The sequence below is a fragment of the Cellulomonas hominis genome (assembly GCF_901521055.1).
GTDB lineage: Bacteria > Actinomycetota > Actinomycetes > Actinomycetales > Cellulomonadaceae > Cellulomonas > Cellulomonas endometrii.
This window is the reverse complement of the sequence record NZ_CABEGA010000072.1, coordinates 1-16,604: the sequence shown is the minus strand read 5'-3', so window position 1 is coordinate 16,604 and position 16,604 is coordinate 1. Positions and strand designations below refer to the sequence as shown.

Here is a 16,604-nt window from a genome sequence, read left to right as displayed (position 1 = left end):
CGCGTCTCGTGGGCCGGGAGATGTGTAGAGGAGCCGGGCCCCCCCCCCCCCGCCGACGCCCTCGCGGGCCGGCGCGGTGGGCCGCCGCCGGGTCGCGGCGCGGCAGGGGTCGCTGCGCGAGCACAACCTCGCCCTGGTGCTCCGGCACGTGCTCGACGCCGCCGCGGCGACCGCCGCCACGGGCACCCCGCCGCCGTCCCGCGCCGACGTCGCGACCGCCACCGGGCTCACCCGCGGGTCGGTGTCCTCGCTGGTGGACCTGCTGATCGGCGCCCGCCTGGTCGCCGAGCTGCCGCCGGTCGTCACCGCGCGCGCCGGCCGCCCCGCGGTGCCGCTCGTCCCCGCGGCCGGGACGGTCGCCGGGCTCGGCGCGGAGGTCAACGTCGACTACGTGGGCGTGCAGGCGCTCGACCTGGCGGGGGAGGTGCTGGCGAGCCGCACGACCGCCGGCGACTTCCGGCACAGCGACCCCGCGCGGGTGCTGGCCCTGCTCGCCCGGCTGGTGGGGGAGGTGCGCGCCGAGCTGCCCGCGGACACCCGGCTGGCCGGGATGTGCCTCGCGCTGCCCGGCCTGGTGGACCGGGTCACCGGCCCCCTGCGGCTGGCGCCGAACCTCGGCTGGCGGGACGTCGACGTCGTCGCGCTGCTGGCGGCGCGCCCCGAGATCGAGGGCCTGTCGGTCCGGCTCGCCAACGAGGCCAACCTCGCCGCCCGCGCCGAGGCCCGCGCCGGGGCCGCCGGCCAGAGCTTCCTGTACGTCAGCGGCGAGGTCGGCATCGGTGCGGCGATCGTCCTGGACGGCGAGGTGTTCGCCGGGCGGCACGGCTGGAGCGGGGAGCTCGGGCACACGGTCGTCGACCAGCAGGGACCCCGCTGCACGTGCGGCGCCCGGGGCTGCCTGGAGCAGTACGCCGGCAAGGACGCCCTGCTGCGCGCGGCGGGGCGGGACGTCGAGGAGCCCGTCGACGCGCTGATCGCGGCCGCGTCCGCCGGGGACGAGCGCGCCGCCCGGGCGCTGCGGTCGGCGGGGGAGGCGCTCGGCGTGGCGCTGGCGAACTTCGTCAACCTCGTCGACGTCGAGACCATCGTGCTCGGCGGCATCTACGCCCCGCTCGCGCCCTGGCTGACGGACGCGGTCGTCGCGCAGCTGCGGTCCCGGGTGCTCGCGTCCGCGTGGGAGGACGCGCGGGTCGGGGTCGCGGCGGGCGGCGCGCACGCGGCGATGACCGGCGCGGCGGTGGTCGTGCTGCGTGCGGTGGCCGACGACCCGGCCGCGTGGCTGGGCGTCCCGGCCGACGCCTGAGCCCGGCGCCTCCCCGCGACGCGGGGCGCGTCGAGCGGCCCGGGGTGAACCCGGTCGCCGCCTGTCGGGGGCGTTGCGTACAGTCCTCGCCGTGACGGAGCACCTGCGCGACCTGTGGATCGGCACGTACCCCTCGGCCGGCGCGGGGACCCCCGCCGGCCTGGGCGAGGGCGTCTGGCGGGTCGCCCTCGAGACCGACGGCGGCCGCCTGGGCGAGCCCGAGCTGGTCGTGACGACCCCGGCCCCCTCGTTCCTCGCGGTCGACCGGCAGGCGGGTGTGCTGCTCGCCGTCGGCGAGGAGGCCGACGGCACCGTGACGGCCTTCCGGACCGGCACGGCCGACGGCCACGCGACCCTGACCCCGCTCGGCTCCGTGCCGAGCGGCGGCGCCGACCCGTGCCACGTGCTGCTCGACCCGTCCGGCCGCGTGGCGTACGTCGCGAACTACTCGTCCGGCACCCTCGCGGTCCTCGCGCGGACCCCGGACGGCGGCCTCGACGGCGACGCCCCGCTGCAGGTGCTCGGCCACGAGGGCTCCGGCCCGGTCGCCGACCGCCAGGAGGCCCCGCACGCCCACTTCGTCGCGCTCGCCCCCGGCGGGTCGCACGTGCTCGTCGTGGACCTCGGCACCGACGAGATCCGCCGCTACCGCCGCGACCCGGGGACGGGCCTGCTGAGCGAGGACGGCATCGCCGCGACCCTGCGCCCGGGCGCAGGCCCGCGGCACCTCGCGTTCTCCGCGGACGGCCGCATCGCGTACGTGACGTGCGAGCTCGACGTCACCGTGGCCGTGCTCGCGTGGGACGTCGAGCGCGCCACCGGCCGGGTCGTGCAGCACGTGCCGGCGGCGGAGGACGGCGCCGGTCCGGGCCGGCGGGCGCTGCCGTCCCACGTCGAGCGCGCCGGTGACCGCGTGCTGGTCGCCACCCGCGGCACCGACGTCCTGGCGACGTTCGCGCCGGCCCCGGACGGCACCCTCGCGCCCGCCGGCCAGGTGTCGCTGCCCGGTGCGTGGCCGCGGCACTTCGCGGTCGTCGAGGGCTGGACCGTCGTCGCCGACCAGGTGGGCGACAGCCTCACCGTGCTCCGGGACGGCGCCGTCGTGTCCCGCGTGGCGCTGCCGGCCCCGGCGTGCGTGGTGCCGGCGTGACCGTCCCCGACCTGCCCGCCGCTCCCGGCACGGCCACCGCCCCGGGCGCCGCCGCGCGCGCCCTGCCGCCCCTGCTGCCCGGCCCGCACCTGCGCCGGCTCGACGTCATCACCGTGGTCGCGACGTTCGGCGGCCTGCTCTTCGGCTACGACACGGGGGTCATCAACGGCGCCCTCGACCCGATGGTCGCGGACCTCGGGCTCACCCCCGCGACCGAGGGGCTGGTCACCAGCAGCCTGCTGGTCGGCGCGGCGCTGGGCGCGCTGGCGACGGGCCGGCTCGCGGACCGGATCGGCCGGCGCCGCGTGCTCGTGTGGCTCGCGGTGGTGTTCTTCCTCGGGGCGGTCGGCAGCGTCCTCGCGCCGTCGTTCGAGGTCATGCTGCCGATGCGGTTCGTGCTGGGCGCGGCCGTCGGCGGCGCGTCGGTGACGGTCCCGGTGTACCTCGCCGAGCTGGCCCCCACCGAGCGCCGGGGCGCGATCACCGGGCGCAACGAGATCGCGATCGTCGTCGGCCAGCTCGCGGCGTTCGTCATCAACGCCGTGATCGGCACCGTGTGGGGCGACCACCCCGGGGTGTGGCGGTACATGCTCGCGGTGCAGGCCGTGCCCGCGGTCGCCCTGTTCGTCGGGATGCTGCGGATGCCCGAGTCCCCGCGCTGGCTCGTCACGCGCGGACGCGACGACGAGGCGCTCGCGGTGCTGCGCCAGGTGCGCGACCACGGACGCGCGGCCGCGGAGCTGCGGGAGGTGCGCGACCTCGTCCGTCAGGAGCAGGCGGTCGAGTCGCGGCGCGCCGGCTGGCGGGACCTGCGGGTGGCGTGGGTGCGCCGGCTGGTGCTCGTCGGGGTCGGCGTCGCGGTCGTCAACCAGCTCGGCGGCATCAACGCCGTCATGTACTACGGCACCCAGCTGCTCCGGGAGTCGGGGTTCAGCGGCGACGTGGCGCTGGTCGCCAACGTGCTGAACGGCGTGTTCTCGGTGCTGGGCATGCTCATCGGCCTCCGGCTGATCAACCGGGTCACCCGGCGCCACCTGCTGCTGGTGGGCCTGACGGGCATCATCTTCTCCCACCTGATGATCGCGCTGTGCTCCGCGGCGCTGCCCGAGGGCACCACCCGCTCGGTGGCCGTCACCGCGTTCCTGGTGCTGTTCGTCGGGTTCAACCAGTCGTCGGTCGGCCTGGTGTGCTGGGTGATCCTGGCCGAGCTGTTCCCGCTGCGGGTGCGCGGGTTCGCCATCGGGCTGTGCGTGTTCTGGAACTGGATCGCGAACGCCGTCATCAGCGGGTTCTTCCCGACGGTCGTGGCGGGGATCGGCGTCAACGGCACGTTCCTGCTGTTCGCCGGGGTCAACGTGCTGTCGTGGCTGTTCGTGCGGTTCGTCCTGCCGGAGACGCGGGACCGGTCGCTGGAGCAGCTGGAGCAGGACTTCCGGGGCGCCGCCGCCTGACGCGGGCGGGTGCCGCCACGGTGCGCCGCGGCGGGTAGGTGGGCGCCCGCGCTGCGACACCTGCCAGATGGTCGACAATGGACACGCCCATCCCGTCGTCCGCAGGAGCCGTCGTGCCGCACGAGCCGCAGCGCATCGCCATGCTGTCCGTGCACACCTCCCCGCTGGACCAGCCGGGCACGGGGGACGCCGGGGGCATGAACGTCTACGTCGCCGAGCTCTCCCGGGCACTCGCGCGCCGGGGCGCCGCCGTGGAGATCTTCACGCGCGCCACCGCGTCCGCGCTGCCCGAGACCGTGGACCTGGACCCGGGAGACGACCGCGTGCGGGTGCACCACGTGCTCGCCGGGCCGTACGAGGGGCTCGACAAGAACGACCTGCCCGCGCAGCTGTGCGCGGTGACCGCGGGCGTGCTGCGGCTCGGAGCGACCCGGCCCGCCGGGTGGTTCGACGTCGTCCACTCGCACTACTGGCTGTCCGGCCAGGTCGGCTGGCTCGCCGCCGAGCGCTGGGACGTGCCGCTGGTGCACACCATGCACACCATGGCGCGGGTGAAGAACGCCGCGCTCGCGCCGGGGGACAGCCCCGAGCCCGCGACCCGCGTCATCGGCGAGGAGCAGGTGGTCGCGGCCGCCGACGCCCTGGTCGCCAGCACCGGCGAGGAGGCCCAGGACCTCGTCGGCATGTACGACGCCGACCCGGAGCGGGTGCACGTCGTGGCCCCGGGCGTCGACCTCAGCGTCTTCCGGCCGCGCGCGGACCGCGCCGCGGTGCGGGCCGCCCTGGGGCTGCCGGCCGACCGGGACGTCGTGCTGTTCGCCGGGCGCATCCAGCCGCTGAAGGCCCCGGACGTGCTGGTGCGCGCGCTCGGGGTGCTGCGCGCGTCGGGGCGCCCGGTGCCGCTGCTCGTCGTGCTCGGCGGGCCGAGCGGGCGCCCGAGCGCGCTGCGGGAGCTCCGGGCGCTCGCCGAGACCTGCGGCGTGACCGACGACGTGCTGTTCCGGCCCCCGGTCTCCCGCCCCGACCTGGCCCGCTGGTTCGCCGCCGCGGACCTGGTGGCGATGCCCTCGCGCAGCGAGTCGTTCGGGCTCGTGGCCGTCGAGGCGCAGGCCGCCGGCACCCCCGTCGTCGCGTCGGCCGTCGGCGGGCTCCGCTCCGTCGTCCAGGACGGGGTGTCGGGCCGGCAGGTCCGCGGGCACGACCCGGCGGTGTGGGCGGACGCGATCGCCGCGACGCTCACCGACCCGGCGGCGCGGGGCCCGTGGCGGGCGAACGCCCGGCGGGTCGCCGAGCAGTACGGCTGGGACGCGACCGCCGAGCAGGTGCTCAAGGTCTACGCGCTCGCCACCGAGCACCGCGCCTGACCGCGGCCGGTCGCCCTCAGCCGGCGACGGGCTCCAGCACCAGCACCGGGATCACCCGGTCGGTCTTCGTCTGGTAGACCGCGTAGTCCGGGTACGCCGCCACCGACCGCTCCCACCACAGGTCGCGCTCGGCGCCGTGCACCTCGCGCACCCGGTAGTCGGCCTTCGCCGGGCCGTCCTGCAGCTCGACCAGCGGGTGCGCCAGCAGGTTGTGGTACCAGACGGGGTTCTTCGGGGCGCCGCCCAGGGAGGCGACGACCGCGTAGACGCCCTCGTGCTCGACGCGCATGACGGGGATCTTCCGGACCTTGCCGGACTTCGCCCCCAGCATCGTGACCACGACGACGGGCATGCCCCGCAGCGTGGTGCCCTTCGTCCCGCCCGAGCTCTCGATGCGCTCGACCTGCTGGCGGCTCCACTCGCTGGTGGACGGCTCGTACTCCCCGGTGATCGGCATACCCCGCGCAACGCGACGACCGGCGCCGCTGTTCCGCGGGCCGAACGTCCCCCGACGCCGGCCGCGCGGGTGCGGCAGGATGGGGCCATGACCTACACCCTCGTTCTGCTCCGCCACGGCGAGAGCGAATGGAACGCCAAGAACCTGTTCACCGGCTGGGTCGACGTCGCGCTGTCCGAGAAGGGCGTCGCGGAGGCCAAGCGCGGCGGCACCCTGCTGACCGACGCGGGCGTGCTCCCGGACGTCGTCCACACCTCGCTGCTGCGCCGCGCGATCACCACCGCGAACTACGCGCTGGACGCCGCCGACCGCCTGTGGATCCCGGTCAAGCGGTCGTGGCGCCTGAACGAGCGCCACTACGGCGCCCTGCAGGGCAAGGACAAGAAGCAGACGCTGCAGGAGTACGGCGAGGAGCAGTTCATGCTCTGGCGCCGCTCCTACGACGTCCCGCCGCCGGACATCGAGCTGGGCTCGGAGTTCTCGCAGGACACGGACGCCCGCTACGCCGGTGAGCCGATCCCGCGCGCCGAGGCCCTCAAGCAGGTGCTCGACCGCGCCCTGCCGTACTGGAACTCCGACATCGTGCCGGACCTCCAGGCCGGGAAGACCACCCTCGTGGCGGCCCACGGCAACTCGATCCGCGCGATCATCAAGTACCTCGACGACGTCGACGACGCCACGATCGCCGGCATCAACGTCCCGACCGGCATCCCGCTGGTGTACGAGCTGGACGAGGAGACGCTGAAGCCCGTGACCAAGGGCGGCACGTACCTGGACCCGGAGGCGGCCGCGGAGGCCATCGCCGCGGTGGCGAACCAGGGTCGCTGACGCTCCCGCACGCGACGAAGGGCCCGGTCCGCGTCGGACCGGGCCCTTCGTGCGTCAGGACGCGTGCTGCGTGCGAGCACGCCTCCGTGCGGAGCAGGCCTCAGCGCGTGCCGGCCGGGTCGCGGTCGCCCGCGAACTCGCCGGTGACCAGGTACACGATGCGGCGGGCGACCGACACGGCGTGGTCGCCGAACCGCTCGTAGTACCGGCCGAGCAGCGTGACGTCGATCGTCTGCTGGGCGGTGCCCGACCAGGCGGGGCTGAGCAGCACGCGGAACGTCTCCTCGTGCAGCGAGTCCAGCAGGTCGTCGTCGCGCTCGATGCCCTCGGCCTCGGCCAGGTCGTGCGTGGTCAGCACCTGCGTGGTGCGCTGTGCGACGCGGCGGGCGGCCTCGTTCATCTCGGTGAAGACGCCGGTGAGCGCCGGGTCGACGGCGGCGCGGGGGTACCGGCCGCGCGCGACCTGGGCGACGTGCCGGGCGAGGTCGCCCATGCGCTCGAGCGTGGCGCTCATCCGCAGGGCCGAGACCACGACGCGCAGGTCGGTGGCGACGGGCTGCTGCTGGGCGAGCAGCAGGACGCACCGCTCGTCCAGGTCGCGCTCGAGCGCGTCGATGGCCAGGTCGTCGGCGATGACGGACTCCGCCAGCGCCAGGTCCTGGTGCAGCAGAGCCTCTCCGGCCGCCGTGATCGCGTGCTCGACCCGGCGGCTCATCGCCACCAGGTCGTCGCCGAGCTGCTTGAGCTCGGCCTCGAAGATCTCCCGCATGGCTTCCTCTCGTGGGCGCACGTGTGCGCAGTGTCGCTCCTGCGGGCCACGGTCGCACGCGCAGGTGAACGGTCCGGTGAACGGGACCCCGCCCGGAGGTGAACGGCGGTGAACACTCGGCGCCGGTGCGGGTCGCGGCGGGGTCGCGGACCGGTGCACGCCCACGACGACCGTACGCTGACCGCGTGGAGGGTCTGAACGGTCTCGTGGTGCTGCTCGCCGGTGCGCTCGGTCTGGTCACCGGCATCGGTGCCACGCTGGCGTTCCGGTTCAGCGACCGGGCGCTGCACACGGTGCCCGAGCGGCCGGCGCCCGAGCTCGACGACGGCCTCGTGCGCGTGCTCGCGGTGCTGCGGTCCGCGGCGGTGGTGCTGGACGACGACGAGCACGTGGTGCGGGCGAGCCCGCCGGCGTACGCGTTCGGCGTGGTCCGCGACGGGGCGATCGGGCACGCGGCGATCCGCGACCTCATCGCCGACGTGCGGCGCACCGGCGTGATCCGGGACGAGGAGCTCGAGCTGCCCCGCGGCCCCCTCGGGCCGGGCACGATCATGCTGCAGGTGCGCGTCGCGCAGGTCGGCCCGGGGCTGCTGCTGGTGCTGGCGGAGGACCGGACGCAGGCCCGCCGGCTGGAGGCGATCCGGCGCGACTTCGTGGTGAACGTGTCCCACGAGCTGAAGACCCCGGTCGGCGCCCTGTCGCTGCTCGCCGAGACCGTGCAGGACGCCGCGGACGACCCCGTCGCGGTGCGCCGGTTCGCGGGGCGGATGGTCAACGAGTCGCAGCGCCTGTCCGCGCTGGTGCAGGAGATCCTCGAGCTGTCCCGCCTGCAGGTGGCCGGCGCGCTGAAGGACATCGTCGTCGTCGACGTGGACGCGGTCGTCGCCGAGGCGGTGGACCGGGCGCAGACCGGTGCGGCCGCGAAGGGCATGAGCTTCGACGTCGGCGGCGAGGCCGGTGCCCAGGTGTTCGGGGACCACGCGATGCTCGTCCAGGCCGTGCGGAACCTGCTGGACAACGCGGTGGCCTACTCGCCGGACGGCACGCACGTCGGCGTCGGGGTGCGTACCCGCGAGGGCCTGGTGGAGATCGCCGTGGTCGACCAGGGGATCGGCATCCCGGCCGACGAGCAGGACCGCGTGTTCGAGCGGTTCTACCGGGTCGACCCCGCGCGCAGCCGCGACACCGGTGGCACCGGCCTCGGCCTGTCGATCGTCAAGCACGTCGCCGCGGACCACGGCGGCGACGTGCAGGTGTGGTCGCAGCCCGGCCGCGGGTCGACCTTCACCGTCCGCCTGCCCGCCGCCGCCGGGCCCGTGCCCGTCCCCCTGCCGCTCGACCGGCCCCAGCCCCTGACCGTGCCGGGCTCCGAGCCCCGCGCCGACCTGACCACCCCGGAGGACTGACCCCGTGACCCGCATCCTGCTCGTCGAGGACGAGGAGTCCTACCGCGACCCCCTGGCGTACCTGCTGGGCCGTGAGGGCTTCGAGGTCACGACCGCCGCGACCGGCCCGGACGCGCTCACCGCGTTCGACGAGCACGGCGCGGACCTGGTGCTGCTCGACCTCATGCTGCCCGGCCTGTCGGGCACGGAGGTCTGCCGGCAGATCCGCCAGCGCAGCGACGTCCCGGTGATCATGCTGACCGCCAAGGACGGCGAGATCGACAAGGTGGTCGGCCTGGAGCTCGGGGCCGACGACTACGTGACCAAGCCGTACTCCTCGCGGGAGCTGCTCGCCCGGGTCCGTGCGGTGCTCCGCCGCCGCCAGGCGCCCGCGGCGGCCGCAGCGCCGGAGGAGGAGCCCGAGGACGACGGCATCCTCGTCGCCGGACCCGTCCGGATGGACGTCGAGCGGCACACCGTGACGGTGGACGACGAGCCGGTGGCGTTCCCGCTGAAGGAGTTCGAGCTGCTCGAGCTGCTGCTGCGCAACGCCGGCCGGGTGCTGACCCGCGGCCAGCTCATCGACCGGGTGTGGGGCACGGACTACGTGGGGGACACCAAGACGCTCGACGTGCACGTCAAGCGGGTGCGCGCCAAGATCGAGCCGGACCCGGGCAACCCGACGCTGCTCGTGACGGTCCGCGGCCTCGGCTACAAGCTGCTCGACGACGAGACCGCCTGACCCGGCCGGCCCGGGGGTGAGCGGCGCCACGCCGCGCGCCCGCAGGATTGTCCGGTCGTTCACCTGGGGTTCACCCGGGGACATGGGGCTCGTCACCTCCGCTCCTTACCGTCGGCGGCAGGTCGCGCACAGACGGGTGCGCGCCGCGTCACGACAGGACGGAACAACGTGAAGCTCAACCGCGGTCGTACGGGTGCCCTCGCCCTTGCCGGCGTCGTCGCCCTCTCCCTCACGGCATGTGGTTCGGACAACCCCACCGGCTCCACCTCCGAGTCCTCGGACGGCGGCTCGGAGAGCTCCCTGAGCGGCGAGCTCGTCGGCTCGGGCGCCTCGTCGCAGGAGTCGGCGATGGAGGCCTGGCGTGCCGGGTTCCAGAGCGCGAACCCCGACGTCACCGTGTCGTACGACCCGGTCGGGTCCGGCGGTGGCCGCACGGCGTTCCTCGACGGCTCCGTCAAGTTCGCGGGCTCGGACGCCGCGCTCGACGAGGAGGAGCTGACCCAGGCCCAGGAGCGCTGCTTCGGTGCGAACGCGGTCGACCTGCCCGTCTACGTGTCCCCGATCGCGGTGATCTTCAACCTCGAGGGCGTCGACACGCTGAACCTCTCGGCCGCGACGATCGCGAACATCTTCAACGGCACCATCACGACCTGGAACGACCCGGCGATCGCCGAGGCCAACCCGGACGCCGAGCTGCCGGCCACCGCGATCACCCCGGTGCACCGCTCCGACGAGTCGGGCACGACGGAGAACTTCACCGAGTACCTCTCCGCGGCGTCCGAGGGCGCCTGGACGGCCGAGCCGTCCGGCGACTGGCCGATCGAGGGCGGCGAGTCCGGCCAGGGCACCTCCGGCCTGGTCCAGGCGGTCCAGGGCGGCACCGGCACCATCGGCTACGCCGACGCGTCCAAGGCCGGCGAGCTCGGCAAGGTCTCGATCGGCGTCGGCGAGGAGTTCGTCGCCCCGACCGAGGAGGCCGCGGCCGCCGCGCTCGACGTCTCGCCCCGCGACGAGGCGCGCGAGGAGGGTGACATCGTCATCGACATCGACCGCACCACGACCGAGGCCGGCGCCTACCCGCTGATCCTCGCCTCCTACCTGGTCCTGTGCCAGGCGTACGACACCCAGGAGGACGTCGACCTGGTCAAGGCGTTCGCGACCTACGTCGCCAGCGCCGAGGGCCAGGCGGCCGCGGAGTCCGCTGCGGGCGCCGCGCCGATCTCCGACACGCTGCGCACCGACGTCCAGGCCTCGATCGACGCGATCGAGCTGGCGTCCTGACCCGGGTGGACCGGCGGCCGTGACCCGGCCGCCGGTCCTCGCCCGGTCCGCTGGCCGGTCCACCCGCGGGTGGGCCGGCCGTCGGCGCGAAGGCCCCTGGATCCTCCCCCTCCCCCTGGAGACAGCGTGACCAGCACCCAGCCCCGGACCACGGGGTCCACCGACCCGGCGGCGGTCCCCGCCGGCGCCACCGCGAAGCGCCTGCGGTCCGGCCACGGCGACCGCGGCGGCAGCCGCGTGTTCCGCTGGGTCTCGACCGGGGCCGGCGTGCTGATCCTCGTGATCCTCGCCGCCGTCGCGATCTTCCTCGTTCAGCGTGCCTGGCCGGCCCTGACCGCGGACCCCGAGTTCCTCGCCGAGCGGATCAGCTGGTTCCCGGAGGGCACGACCCTGCTCGGGTTCGTCGGCCCGCTCATCTTCGGCACGCTGCTCGCCGCGGCCGTCTCGCTGCTGATCGCCACGCCGATCGCCATCGGGATCGCGCTGTTCATCTCGCACTACGCGCCGCGCCGCCTCGCGAACGCCCTCGGCTACGTGGTCGACCTGCTCGCCGCCATCCCGTCGGTCGTCTACGGCCTCTGGGGCGGTCTGGTGCTGAGCCCGATGGTGCAGCCGGTCTGGGAGGCGCTCGGCCGCTGGCTCGGCTGGCTCCCGTTCTTCAGCGGCACGGTGTCGCCGACGGGCCGCGTGATGATGACCGTCGCCGTGGTCCTGGCCGTCATGATCCTGCCGATCATCACCGCCATCTGCCGCGAGGTGTTCCTGCAGACCCCGCGCCTGCACGAGGAGGCCGCGCTGGCCCTCGGCGCCACGCAGTGGGAGATGGTGCGGATGGCCGTGCTGCCGTTCGCCCGGTCGGGCATCGTCTCCGCCGCGATGCTGGGCCTCGGCCGCGCGCTCGGCGAGACCATGGCCGTGCTGATGATCCTGTCGCCCGGGTTCCTCTACTCCTTCCAGCTCCTGGTCGCCGGTCAGCAGCAGACCATCGCCGCGAACATCGCCGCGCAGTTCCCCGAGGCGAACCAGACGGGCGTCGCCACGCTGATCGCCACCGGCCTCGCGCTGTTCGTCATCACCCTGGCCGTGAACATGGCCGCCCGCGCGATCGTCGCGCGGCGCAAGGACTTCTCGGGGGCCAACTGACATGACCACCACGACCCCCGCCCCGAAGCCCGCCGAGACCGGCTCGCCGAACCTGCGCGAGCTGCTCCAGGGCAACGACCGCCGCCGGCGGCGCACGGACATCACGATGCGGGTGCTCATCACCGCCGCGTTCGTCGTCGCGATGCTGCCGCTGCTGTCGCTCACGTACACCGTCGTGTCCAAGGGCATCGGCCGGCTCGACGCCTACTTCCTCCTGAACTCCATGCGCGGCGTCTTCGGCGGCATGGACGCCGGCGGCATCTACCACGCCATCGTCGGCACGCTGGAGATCACGCTCTTCGCGACGCTCATCTCGGTGCCGATCGGCCTGCTCGCCGCGATCTACCTGGTGGAGTACGGCGGCGGCAAGACCCTCGCGAAGGTCATCACGTTCCTCGTGGACGTCATGACCGGCATCCCGTCGATCGTCGCGGGCCTGTTCGCCTACGCGCTGTTCGCCCTCCTGCTCGGCCCGGGCGCGAAGTTCGGCGCGATCGGCTCGGTGGCGCTCTCCGTGCTGATGATCCCCGTGGTCATCCGGTCCAGCGAGGAGATGCTCCGCCTGGTCCCGAACGAGCTCCGCGAGGCGTCGCTGGCGCTCGGCGTGCCCCGCTGGCTGACCATCATCAAGGTGGTCCTGCGGACCTCGGTCGCCGGTCTCACCACCGGCGTGATGCTCGCCATCGCCCGCGTGATCGGCGAGACGGCCCCGCTGCTGCTCACCGTCGGCGTGGTCGACTCGATCAACTTCAACCTGTTCGACGGCCGCATGATGACCCTCCCGGTGTACGTGTACCGGCAGTACGCTCAGGGTCTGGTCCCGTGCGCCGAGGGCGACGCCGCCTGCATCCCCGACATCAACGTCCAGCGGGCCTGGGCGGCCGCCCTCACGCTGTTCCTCATCGTGATGGTGCTGAACCTCATCGGCCGCCTCGTCAGCCGGCTCTTCGCCCCGAAGATCCGCTGAACCGCAGCCCCACCTCCCCTCCCCGCCAGAACCCAAGGAGACGACCGAGATGGCACAGCGCATCGACGTCAAGGACCTCAACATCTTCTACGGCAGCTTCCGTGCCGTGGCCGACGTGAACATGGCCATCGAGCCGCGGTCCGTGACCGCGTTCATCGGCCCGTCGGGCTGCGGGAAGTCGACCTTCCTGCGCACCCTCAACCGCATGCACGAGGTGATCCCCGGCGCCCGCGTCGAGGGCACCGTCGCCGTCGAGGGCGTCGACCTCTACGGCCAGGAGATCGACCCGGTCGCCGTGCGCCGCCAGGTCGGCATGGTGTTCCAGCGCCCGAACCCGTTCCCGACGATGTCGATCGCCGAGAACGTGCTCGCGGGGATCCGGCTGAACAACCGGAAGATCTCCAAGGGCGACGCGAACGACCTGGTCGAGCAGTCGCTGCAGGGCGCCAACCTGTGGAACGAGGTCAAGGACCGCCTCGACCGGCCCGGCTCCGGCCTGTCCGGCGGCCAGCAGCAGCGACTGTGCATCGCGCGCGCCATCGCGGTGAAGCCGCAGGTGCTGCTCATGGACGAGCCCTGCTCCGCGCTCGACCCGATCTCGACCCTCGCCATCGAGGACCTGATCGCCGAGCTGAAGTCGCAGTACACGATCGTGATCGTCACGCACAACATGCAGCAGGCGGCGCGCGTCTCCGAGAAGACGGCGTTCTTCAACATCGCCGGCACCGGCCAGCCCGGCCGGCTGATCGAGATCGACGACACCGCGACGATGTTCTCCTCGCCGCGCGAGCAGGCCACGGAGGACTACATCTCGGGCCGCTTCGGCTGAGCCGGGATCCCCGGGGGCGTGTCGCCCGGGCAGCGACGACAGCGGGCCCCGTCCGGGTGGACGGGGCCCGCTGTGCTGCTGGGAGGTGCCGCGCGCTGCTCCGCGTGCCGCAGGGCGAGCGGTCAGCCCTCCGAGCCGCCGGGCTGCTCGGCCTCGGCGGTCTCGGTGGTCGTGCCGGGCTCCGTCGTCCCGCTGACGGTCGGCTCGGTCGGCTCGGCGCCGGGGGTCGACGTCGGGGTGACCTCCTCGGGGACCAGGTCCGCGTACTCGGGCAGCGTGCCGTCGAGCACGGGCACCTGGACGGAGACCGTGCCGCCCGCGTCGGTGGTGAGCGTCATCTCGGTGGTGGCCCCGGGGCCCTCCGGGGTCTCGAGCAGGACGTCCTCGCCCTCCGTGCCGCCGAGCAGCAGCGTCTCGCCGGAGTCGACGCGAATCCGCTCCGTCGACGACTCCGTGGCGAGCTCGACGGTCAGGGCCTCGTCGCCGCGGTTCGACAGCGCGCCCTGCAGCGCACCCGGCTCGTCCGCCGCGGCGGCGACCAGCAGCAGGTTCTCGGCCGTCAGGTCGCCCAGGGACGCGCGCACGCCGTCGGAGGCGGAGTACGCGACCTCGGTGGTGATCGGGTTCGTGGCGGAGCAGCCGGACAGGACCGCGGCCAGGACGGCGACGGCGCCGACGGCGACGGGGCGGGCGGACGTGCGGCGGCTGCGGGCCACGGTGAGCTCCTCGGTGCGTTCTGCGTGCGAATGGCGCGCGCGACGGTGCGCGGGACGTGCGGGTACGCGCGGGGGCGCGTGGAACCGAGCCTACGTGTGCGGGGGCGGGCTGCGCACGGCCCGGCACGCCGGGGGCCGCGGGAGGGACGCCCCGGCGGCGGGCGGCCGGCCGGTGCACGGGCGATGCTGCAGGTCAGCGGCCCGGTGGGCGTCGGCGGGATGGCCCGGCGGGCGGGCCGCGGGCCGCGGAAGGCCCCCGTCGGAGACTAGCCACGGTCGGCGCGCGGGACACCTCTCGCGCGCGGCGTGTCGGATGGCTGACGTGGCCCGCAGCGCTCTGACCTGCGCAAACGCGGTTCATCTGCACAAAGTCTCCCCGTTGCCGCGTGGTAGACTGGGGTTCCGCGAAAGGGGACACCTGCAGATGACTTTCACTGTTGGGGAGACGGTTGTCTACCCGCACCACGGTGCAGCGTTGATCGAGGAGATCAAGACCAGGACCATCCGCGGCGAGGACAAGATCTACCTCAAGCTGAAGGTCGCCCAGGGTGACCTGACCATCGAGGTGCCGGCGGAGAACGTCGACCTCGTGGGTGTGCGTGACGTCGTGGGCCAGGAGGGCCTCGACCGCGTGTTCGAGGTGCTGCGCGCCCCGTACACGGAGGAGCCGACCAACTGGTCGCGCCGCTACAAGGCCAACCTCGAGAAGCTCGCCTCCGGCGACGTGATCAAGGTCGCCGAGGTCGTGCGCGACCTGTCCCGCCGGGACGCCGACCGCGGCCTGTCCGCGGGGGAGAAGCGCATGCTCGCCAAGGCGCGGCAGATCCTCGTGTCGGAGCTCGCGCTCGCCGAGCACACCGAGGAGGACAAGGCCGAGGCCATCCTCGACGAGGTGCTGGCCTCCTGACGACCCGCGCCTGAGCGCCCCGACCGCACCGCACCCGCGTGCCCACCGCCGCCGTCCTCACCGCCGCCGGCAGCGGCACGAGGCTCGGGCTGCCCGGGCCCAAGGCGCTGGTCGAGCTGGCGGGGGTCCCGCTGGTCGTGCACGCCGCCCGACGCCTCGCTGCGTCGGGCGTCGTGCTGTCCGTGGTCGTGACCGTGCCCCCGGGCCGCGCGGGCGGGTTCCGGGCGCTGCTCGGCGGCCCGGTGCGCCCGGGCATCGGCATCCCGGTCACCATCGTCGAGGGCGCGGCCTCGCGGCAGGCGTCCGTCGCCGCCGGGCTGGCGGCGCTGGGGGACGACGTCGACGTCGTCCTCGTGCACGACGCCGCCCGCGCGCTGGCGAGCCCCGCCCTGGTCCGCTCCGTCGAGGCCGCCGTGCGCGCCGGGCACCGCGCCGTCGTCCCCGGGCTCCCCGTGGCCGACACCATCAAGCAGGTCGGCGAGGCCGTCGACGGCGCCGCCCCCGTGCTCGCGACGGTCCCGCGGGCCGCCATGCGCGCCGTCCAGACGCCGCAGGGGTTCGACCGGGCGCTGCTCGACGCCGCCCACGCCGCCGGGGCGCACCGCGCCGGGGACGAGGCGACCGCCGCGACGGACGACGCATCCCTCGTCGAGGCACTGGGCGAGCAGGTGTGGGTCGTCCCGGGGGAGGAGTCCGCCATGAAGATCACCACCACCCGCGACCTCGCCGTCGCGGAGCTGCTGGCCCGCACGGACGGCGCGGCGGTGCGCGCGTGACCGGCCTGCCGCGCACGGGCATCGGCGTCGACGTGCACGCCTACGACCCCGAGCCGTCCGCCGACGCCGTGCTGCACCTGGCCGGGCTGGCGTGGCCCGCCGAGCGGCCGCTCGCCGGGCACTCCGACGCGGACGTCGCCGCGCACGCCGCCGCCGACGCGCTGCTGTCCGCGGCGGGGATCGGGGACCTCGGCGCCGTGTTCGGCACGTCACGCCCCGAGTGGGCCGGCGCCGCCGGGGTCGCCCTGCTCGCGGAGGCCGCCCGCCTGGTGCGCGAGGCCGGCTACGAGATCGGGAACGTCGCCGTCCAGGTGATCGGCAACCGGCCGCGCCTCGGCCCCCGCCGCGCCGAGGCGGAGGCGGCGCTCTCGGAGGCCGCGGCCGCCCCGGTCTCCGTCTCGGCCACGACGACCGACGCCCTGGGCCTCACCGGCCGCGGCGAGGGCGTCGCGGCGATCGCGACGGCCCTGGTCGCCCCGCGCGCCTGACCGGGCCGCGCCGGCCCGGTCAGGCGCGCGGGGCGACCAGGGCCGTCG

General features: G+C 74.7%; 17 protein-coding genes. 14 read left to right on the top strand and 3 right to left on the bottom strand.

What is annotated here, in order from left to right:
- The first annotated feature begins 76 nt into the window (after positions 1–76).
- From KJP73_RS16745 to mshA, 4 genes are all read left to right on the top strand, one after another.
- The gene (locus KJP73_RS16745) at positions 77–1,303 is read left to right on the top strand and encodes an ROK family protein (protein WP_213284016.1); all 1,227 of its coding nucleotides are present in this window, start codon (positions 77–79) and stop codon (positions 1,301–1,303) included.
- Between the two features lie 91 nt (positions 1,304–1,394).
- Complete coding sequence (locus KJP73_RS16740) at positions 1,395–2,453, top strand: lactonase family protein (RefSeq protein ID WP_249669476.1); 1,059 nt, start codon at positions 1,395–1,397, stop codon at positions 2,451–2,453.
- Positions 2,450–3,904, top strand: coding sequence for a sugar porter family MFS transporter (locus KJP73_RS16735; protein ID WP_283770242.1), 1,455 nt, complete (start codon positions 2,450–2,452; stop codon positions 3,902–3,904). Before KJP73_RS16740 ends, KJP73_RS16735 begins: the two co-directional genes overlap by 4 nt.
- A gap of 77 nt (positions 3,905–3,981) precedes the next feature.
- A complete protein-coding gene (mshA, locus tag KJP73_RS16730; protein ID WP_213284015.1) occupies positions 3,982–5,268 on the top strand; it encodes a D-inositol-3-phosphate glycosyltransferase in 1,287 nt (428 codons plus the stop codon).
- Between the two features lie 16 nt (positions 5,269–5,284).
- On the opposite strand, the gene KJP73_RS16725 is transcribed toward mshA, so the two are convergent.
- Positions 5,285–5,725 (bottom strand): nitroreductase family deazaflavin-dependent oxidoreductase, encoded by a 441-nt coding sequence (locus KJP73_RS16725; protein ID WP_213284014.1) that lies wholly within the window; start codon positions 5,723–5,725, stop codon positions 5,285–5,287.
- 87 nt (positions 5,726–5,812) lie between these two features.
- Between KJP73_RS16725 and KJP73_RS16720 the strand changes: the two genes are divergently transcribed.
- Positions 5,813–6,553 carry a phosphoglyceromutase gene (locus KJP73_RS16720; RefSeq protein ID WP_213284013.1) on the top strand — a complete coding sequence of 247 codons (741 nt, stop codon included), beginning with the start codon at positions 5,813–5,815 and terminating at the stop codon, positions 6,551–6,553.
- A gap of 100 nt (positions 6,554–6,653) precedes the next feature.
- On the opposite strand, the gene phoU is transcribed toward KJP73_RS16720, so the two are convergent.
- Positions 6,654–7,322 carry a phosphate signaling complex protein PhoU gene (phoU, locus tag KJP73_RS16715; protein ID WP_213284017.1) on the bottom strand — a complete coding sequence of 223 codons (669 nt, stop codon included), beginning with the start codon at positions 7,320–7,322 and terminating at the stop codon, positions 6,654–6,656.
- A 185-nt stretch (positions 7,323–7,507) separates the two neighbouring features.
- On the opposite strand from phoU, the gene KJP73_RS16710 reads away from it, so the two are divergent.
- From KJP73_RS16710 to pstB, 6 genes are all read left to right on the top strand, one after another.
- Positions 7,508–8,728 carry a sensor histidine kinase gene (locus KJP73_RS16710; protein ID WP_213284012.1) on the top strand — a complete coding sequence of 407 codons (1,221 nt, stop codon included), beginning with the start codon at positions 7,508–7,510 and terminating at the stop codon, positions 8,726–8,728.
- Positions 8,729–8,732: 4 nt separating this feature from the next.
- The gene (locus KJP73_RS16705; protein WP_213284011.1) at positions 8,733–9,449 is read left to right on the top strand and encodes a response regulator transcription factor; all 717 of its coding nucleotides are present in this window, start codon (positions 8,733–8,735) and stop codon (positions 9,447–9,449) included.
- A 168-nt stretch (positions 9,450–9,617) separates the two neighbouring features.
- The gene (pstS, locus tag KJP73_RS16700) at positions 9,618–10,730 is read left to right on the top strand and encodes a phosphate ABC transporter substrate-binding protein PstS (RefSeq protein WP_213284010.1); all 1,113 of its coding nucleotides are present in this window, start codon (positions 9,618–9,620) and stop codon (positions 10,728–10,730) included.
- A gap of 126 nt (positions 10,731–10,856) precedes the next feature.
- On the top strand, positions 10,857–11,873 hold the full coding sequence (pstC, locus tag KJP73_RS16695) for a phosphate ABC transporter permease subunit PstC (RefSeq protein ID WP_213284009.1): 1,017 nt from the start codon (positions 10,857–10,859) through the stop codon (positions 11,871–11,873).
- A 1-nt stretch (position 11,874) separates the two neighbouring features.
- The gene (pstA, locus tag KJP73_RS16690) at positions 11,875–12,840 is read left to right on the top strand and encodes a phosphate ABC transporter permease PstA (protein ID WP_213284008.1); all 966 of its coding nucleotides are present in this window, start codon (positions 11,875–11,877) and stop codon (positions 12,838–12,840) included.
- A gap of 49 nt (positions 12,841–12,889) precedes the next feature.
- On the top strand, positions 12,890–13,669 hold the full coding sequence (gene pstB, locus KJP73_RS16685; protein WP_213284007.1) for a phosphate ABC transporter ATP-binding protein PstB: 780 nt from the start codon (positions 12,890–12,892) through the stop codon (positions 13,667–13,669).
- A 122-nt stretch (positions 13,670–13,791) separates the two neighbouring features.
- On the opposite strand, the gene KJP73_RS16680 is transcribed toward pstB, so the two are convergent.
- Positions 13,792–14,385 carry a hypothetical protein gene (locus tag KJP73_RS16680; protein WP_213284006.1) on the bottom strand — a complete coding sequence of 198 codons (594 nt, stop codon included), beginning with the start codon at positions 14,383–14,385 and terminating at the stop codon, positions 13,792–13,794.
- A 424-nt stretch (positions 14,386–14,809) separates the two neighbouring features.
- Between KJP73_RS16680 and KJP73_RS16675 the strand changes: the two genes are divergently transcribed.
- From KJP73_RS16675 to ispF, 3 genes are read left to right on the top strand one after another with little or no spacing between them, the layout of a single operon-like run.
- Positions 14,810–15,292, top strand: coding sequence for a CarD family transcriptional regulator (locus KJP73_RS16675; RefSeq protein WP_130780340.1), 483 nt, complete (start codon positions 14,810–14,812; stop codon positions 15,290–15,292).
- 38 nt (positions 15,293–15,330) lie between these two features.
- Complete coding sequence (gene ispD, locus KJP73_RS16670) at positions 15,331–16,068, top strand: 2-C-methyl-D-erythritol 4-phosphate cytidylyltransferase (protein WP_213284005.1); 738 nt, start codon at positions 15,331–15,333, stop codon at positions 16,066–16,068.
- Positions 16,065–16,556: a 2-C-methyl-D-erythritol 2,4-cyclodiphosphate synthase gene (ispF, locus tag KJP73_RS16665; protein ID WP_213284004.1), complete on the top strand. Its 492-nt coding sequence runs from the start codon at positions 16,065–16,067 to the stop codon at positions 16,554–16,556. The genes ispD and ispF overlap by 4 nt, the downstream gene beginning before the upstream one ends.
- The last annotated feature ends 48 nt before the right edge of the window (positions 16,557–16,604 follow it).

What these genes read in the sequence shown, in the direction of transcription:
- mshA (WP_213284015.1), top strand. Translation starts at nt 3,982, where the DNA reads ATGGACACGCCCATCCCGTCGTCCGCAGGAGCCGTCGTGCCGCACGAG.
- KJP73_RS16725 (WP_213284014.1), bottom strand. Translation starts at nt 5,725, where the DNA reads ATGCCGATCACCGGGGAGTACGAGCCGTCCACCAGCGAGTGGAGCCGC.
- KJP73_RS16720 (WP_213284013.1), top strand. Translation starts at nt 5,813, where the DNA reads ATGACCTACACCCTCGTTCTGCTCCGCCACGGCGAGAGCGAATGGAAC.
- phoU (WP_213284017.1), bottom strand. Translation starts at nt 7,322, where the DNA reads ATGCGGGAGATCTTCGAGGCCGAGCTCAAGCAGCTCGGCGACGACCTG.
- pstA (WP_213284008.1), top strand. Translation starts at nt 11,875, where the DNA reads ATGACCACCACGACCCCCGCCCCGAAGCCCGCCGAGACCGGCTCGCCG.
- pstB (WP_213284007.1), top strand. Translation starts at nt 12,890, where the DNA reads ATGGCACAGCGCATCGACGTCAAGGACCTCAACATCTTCTACGGCAGC.
- KJP73_RS16675 (WP_130780340.1), top strand. Translation starts at nt 14,810, where the DNA reads ATGACTTTCACTGTTGGGGAGACGGTTGTCTACCCGCACCACGGTGCA.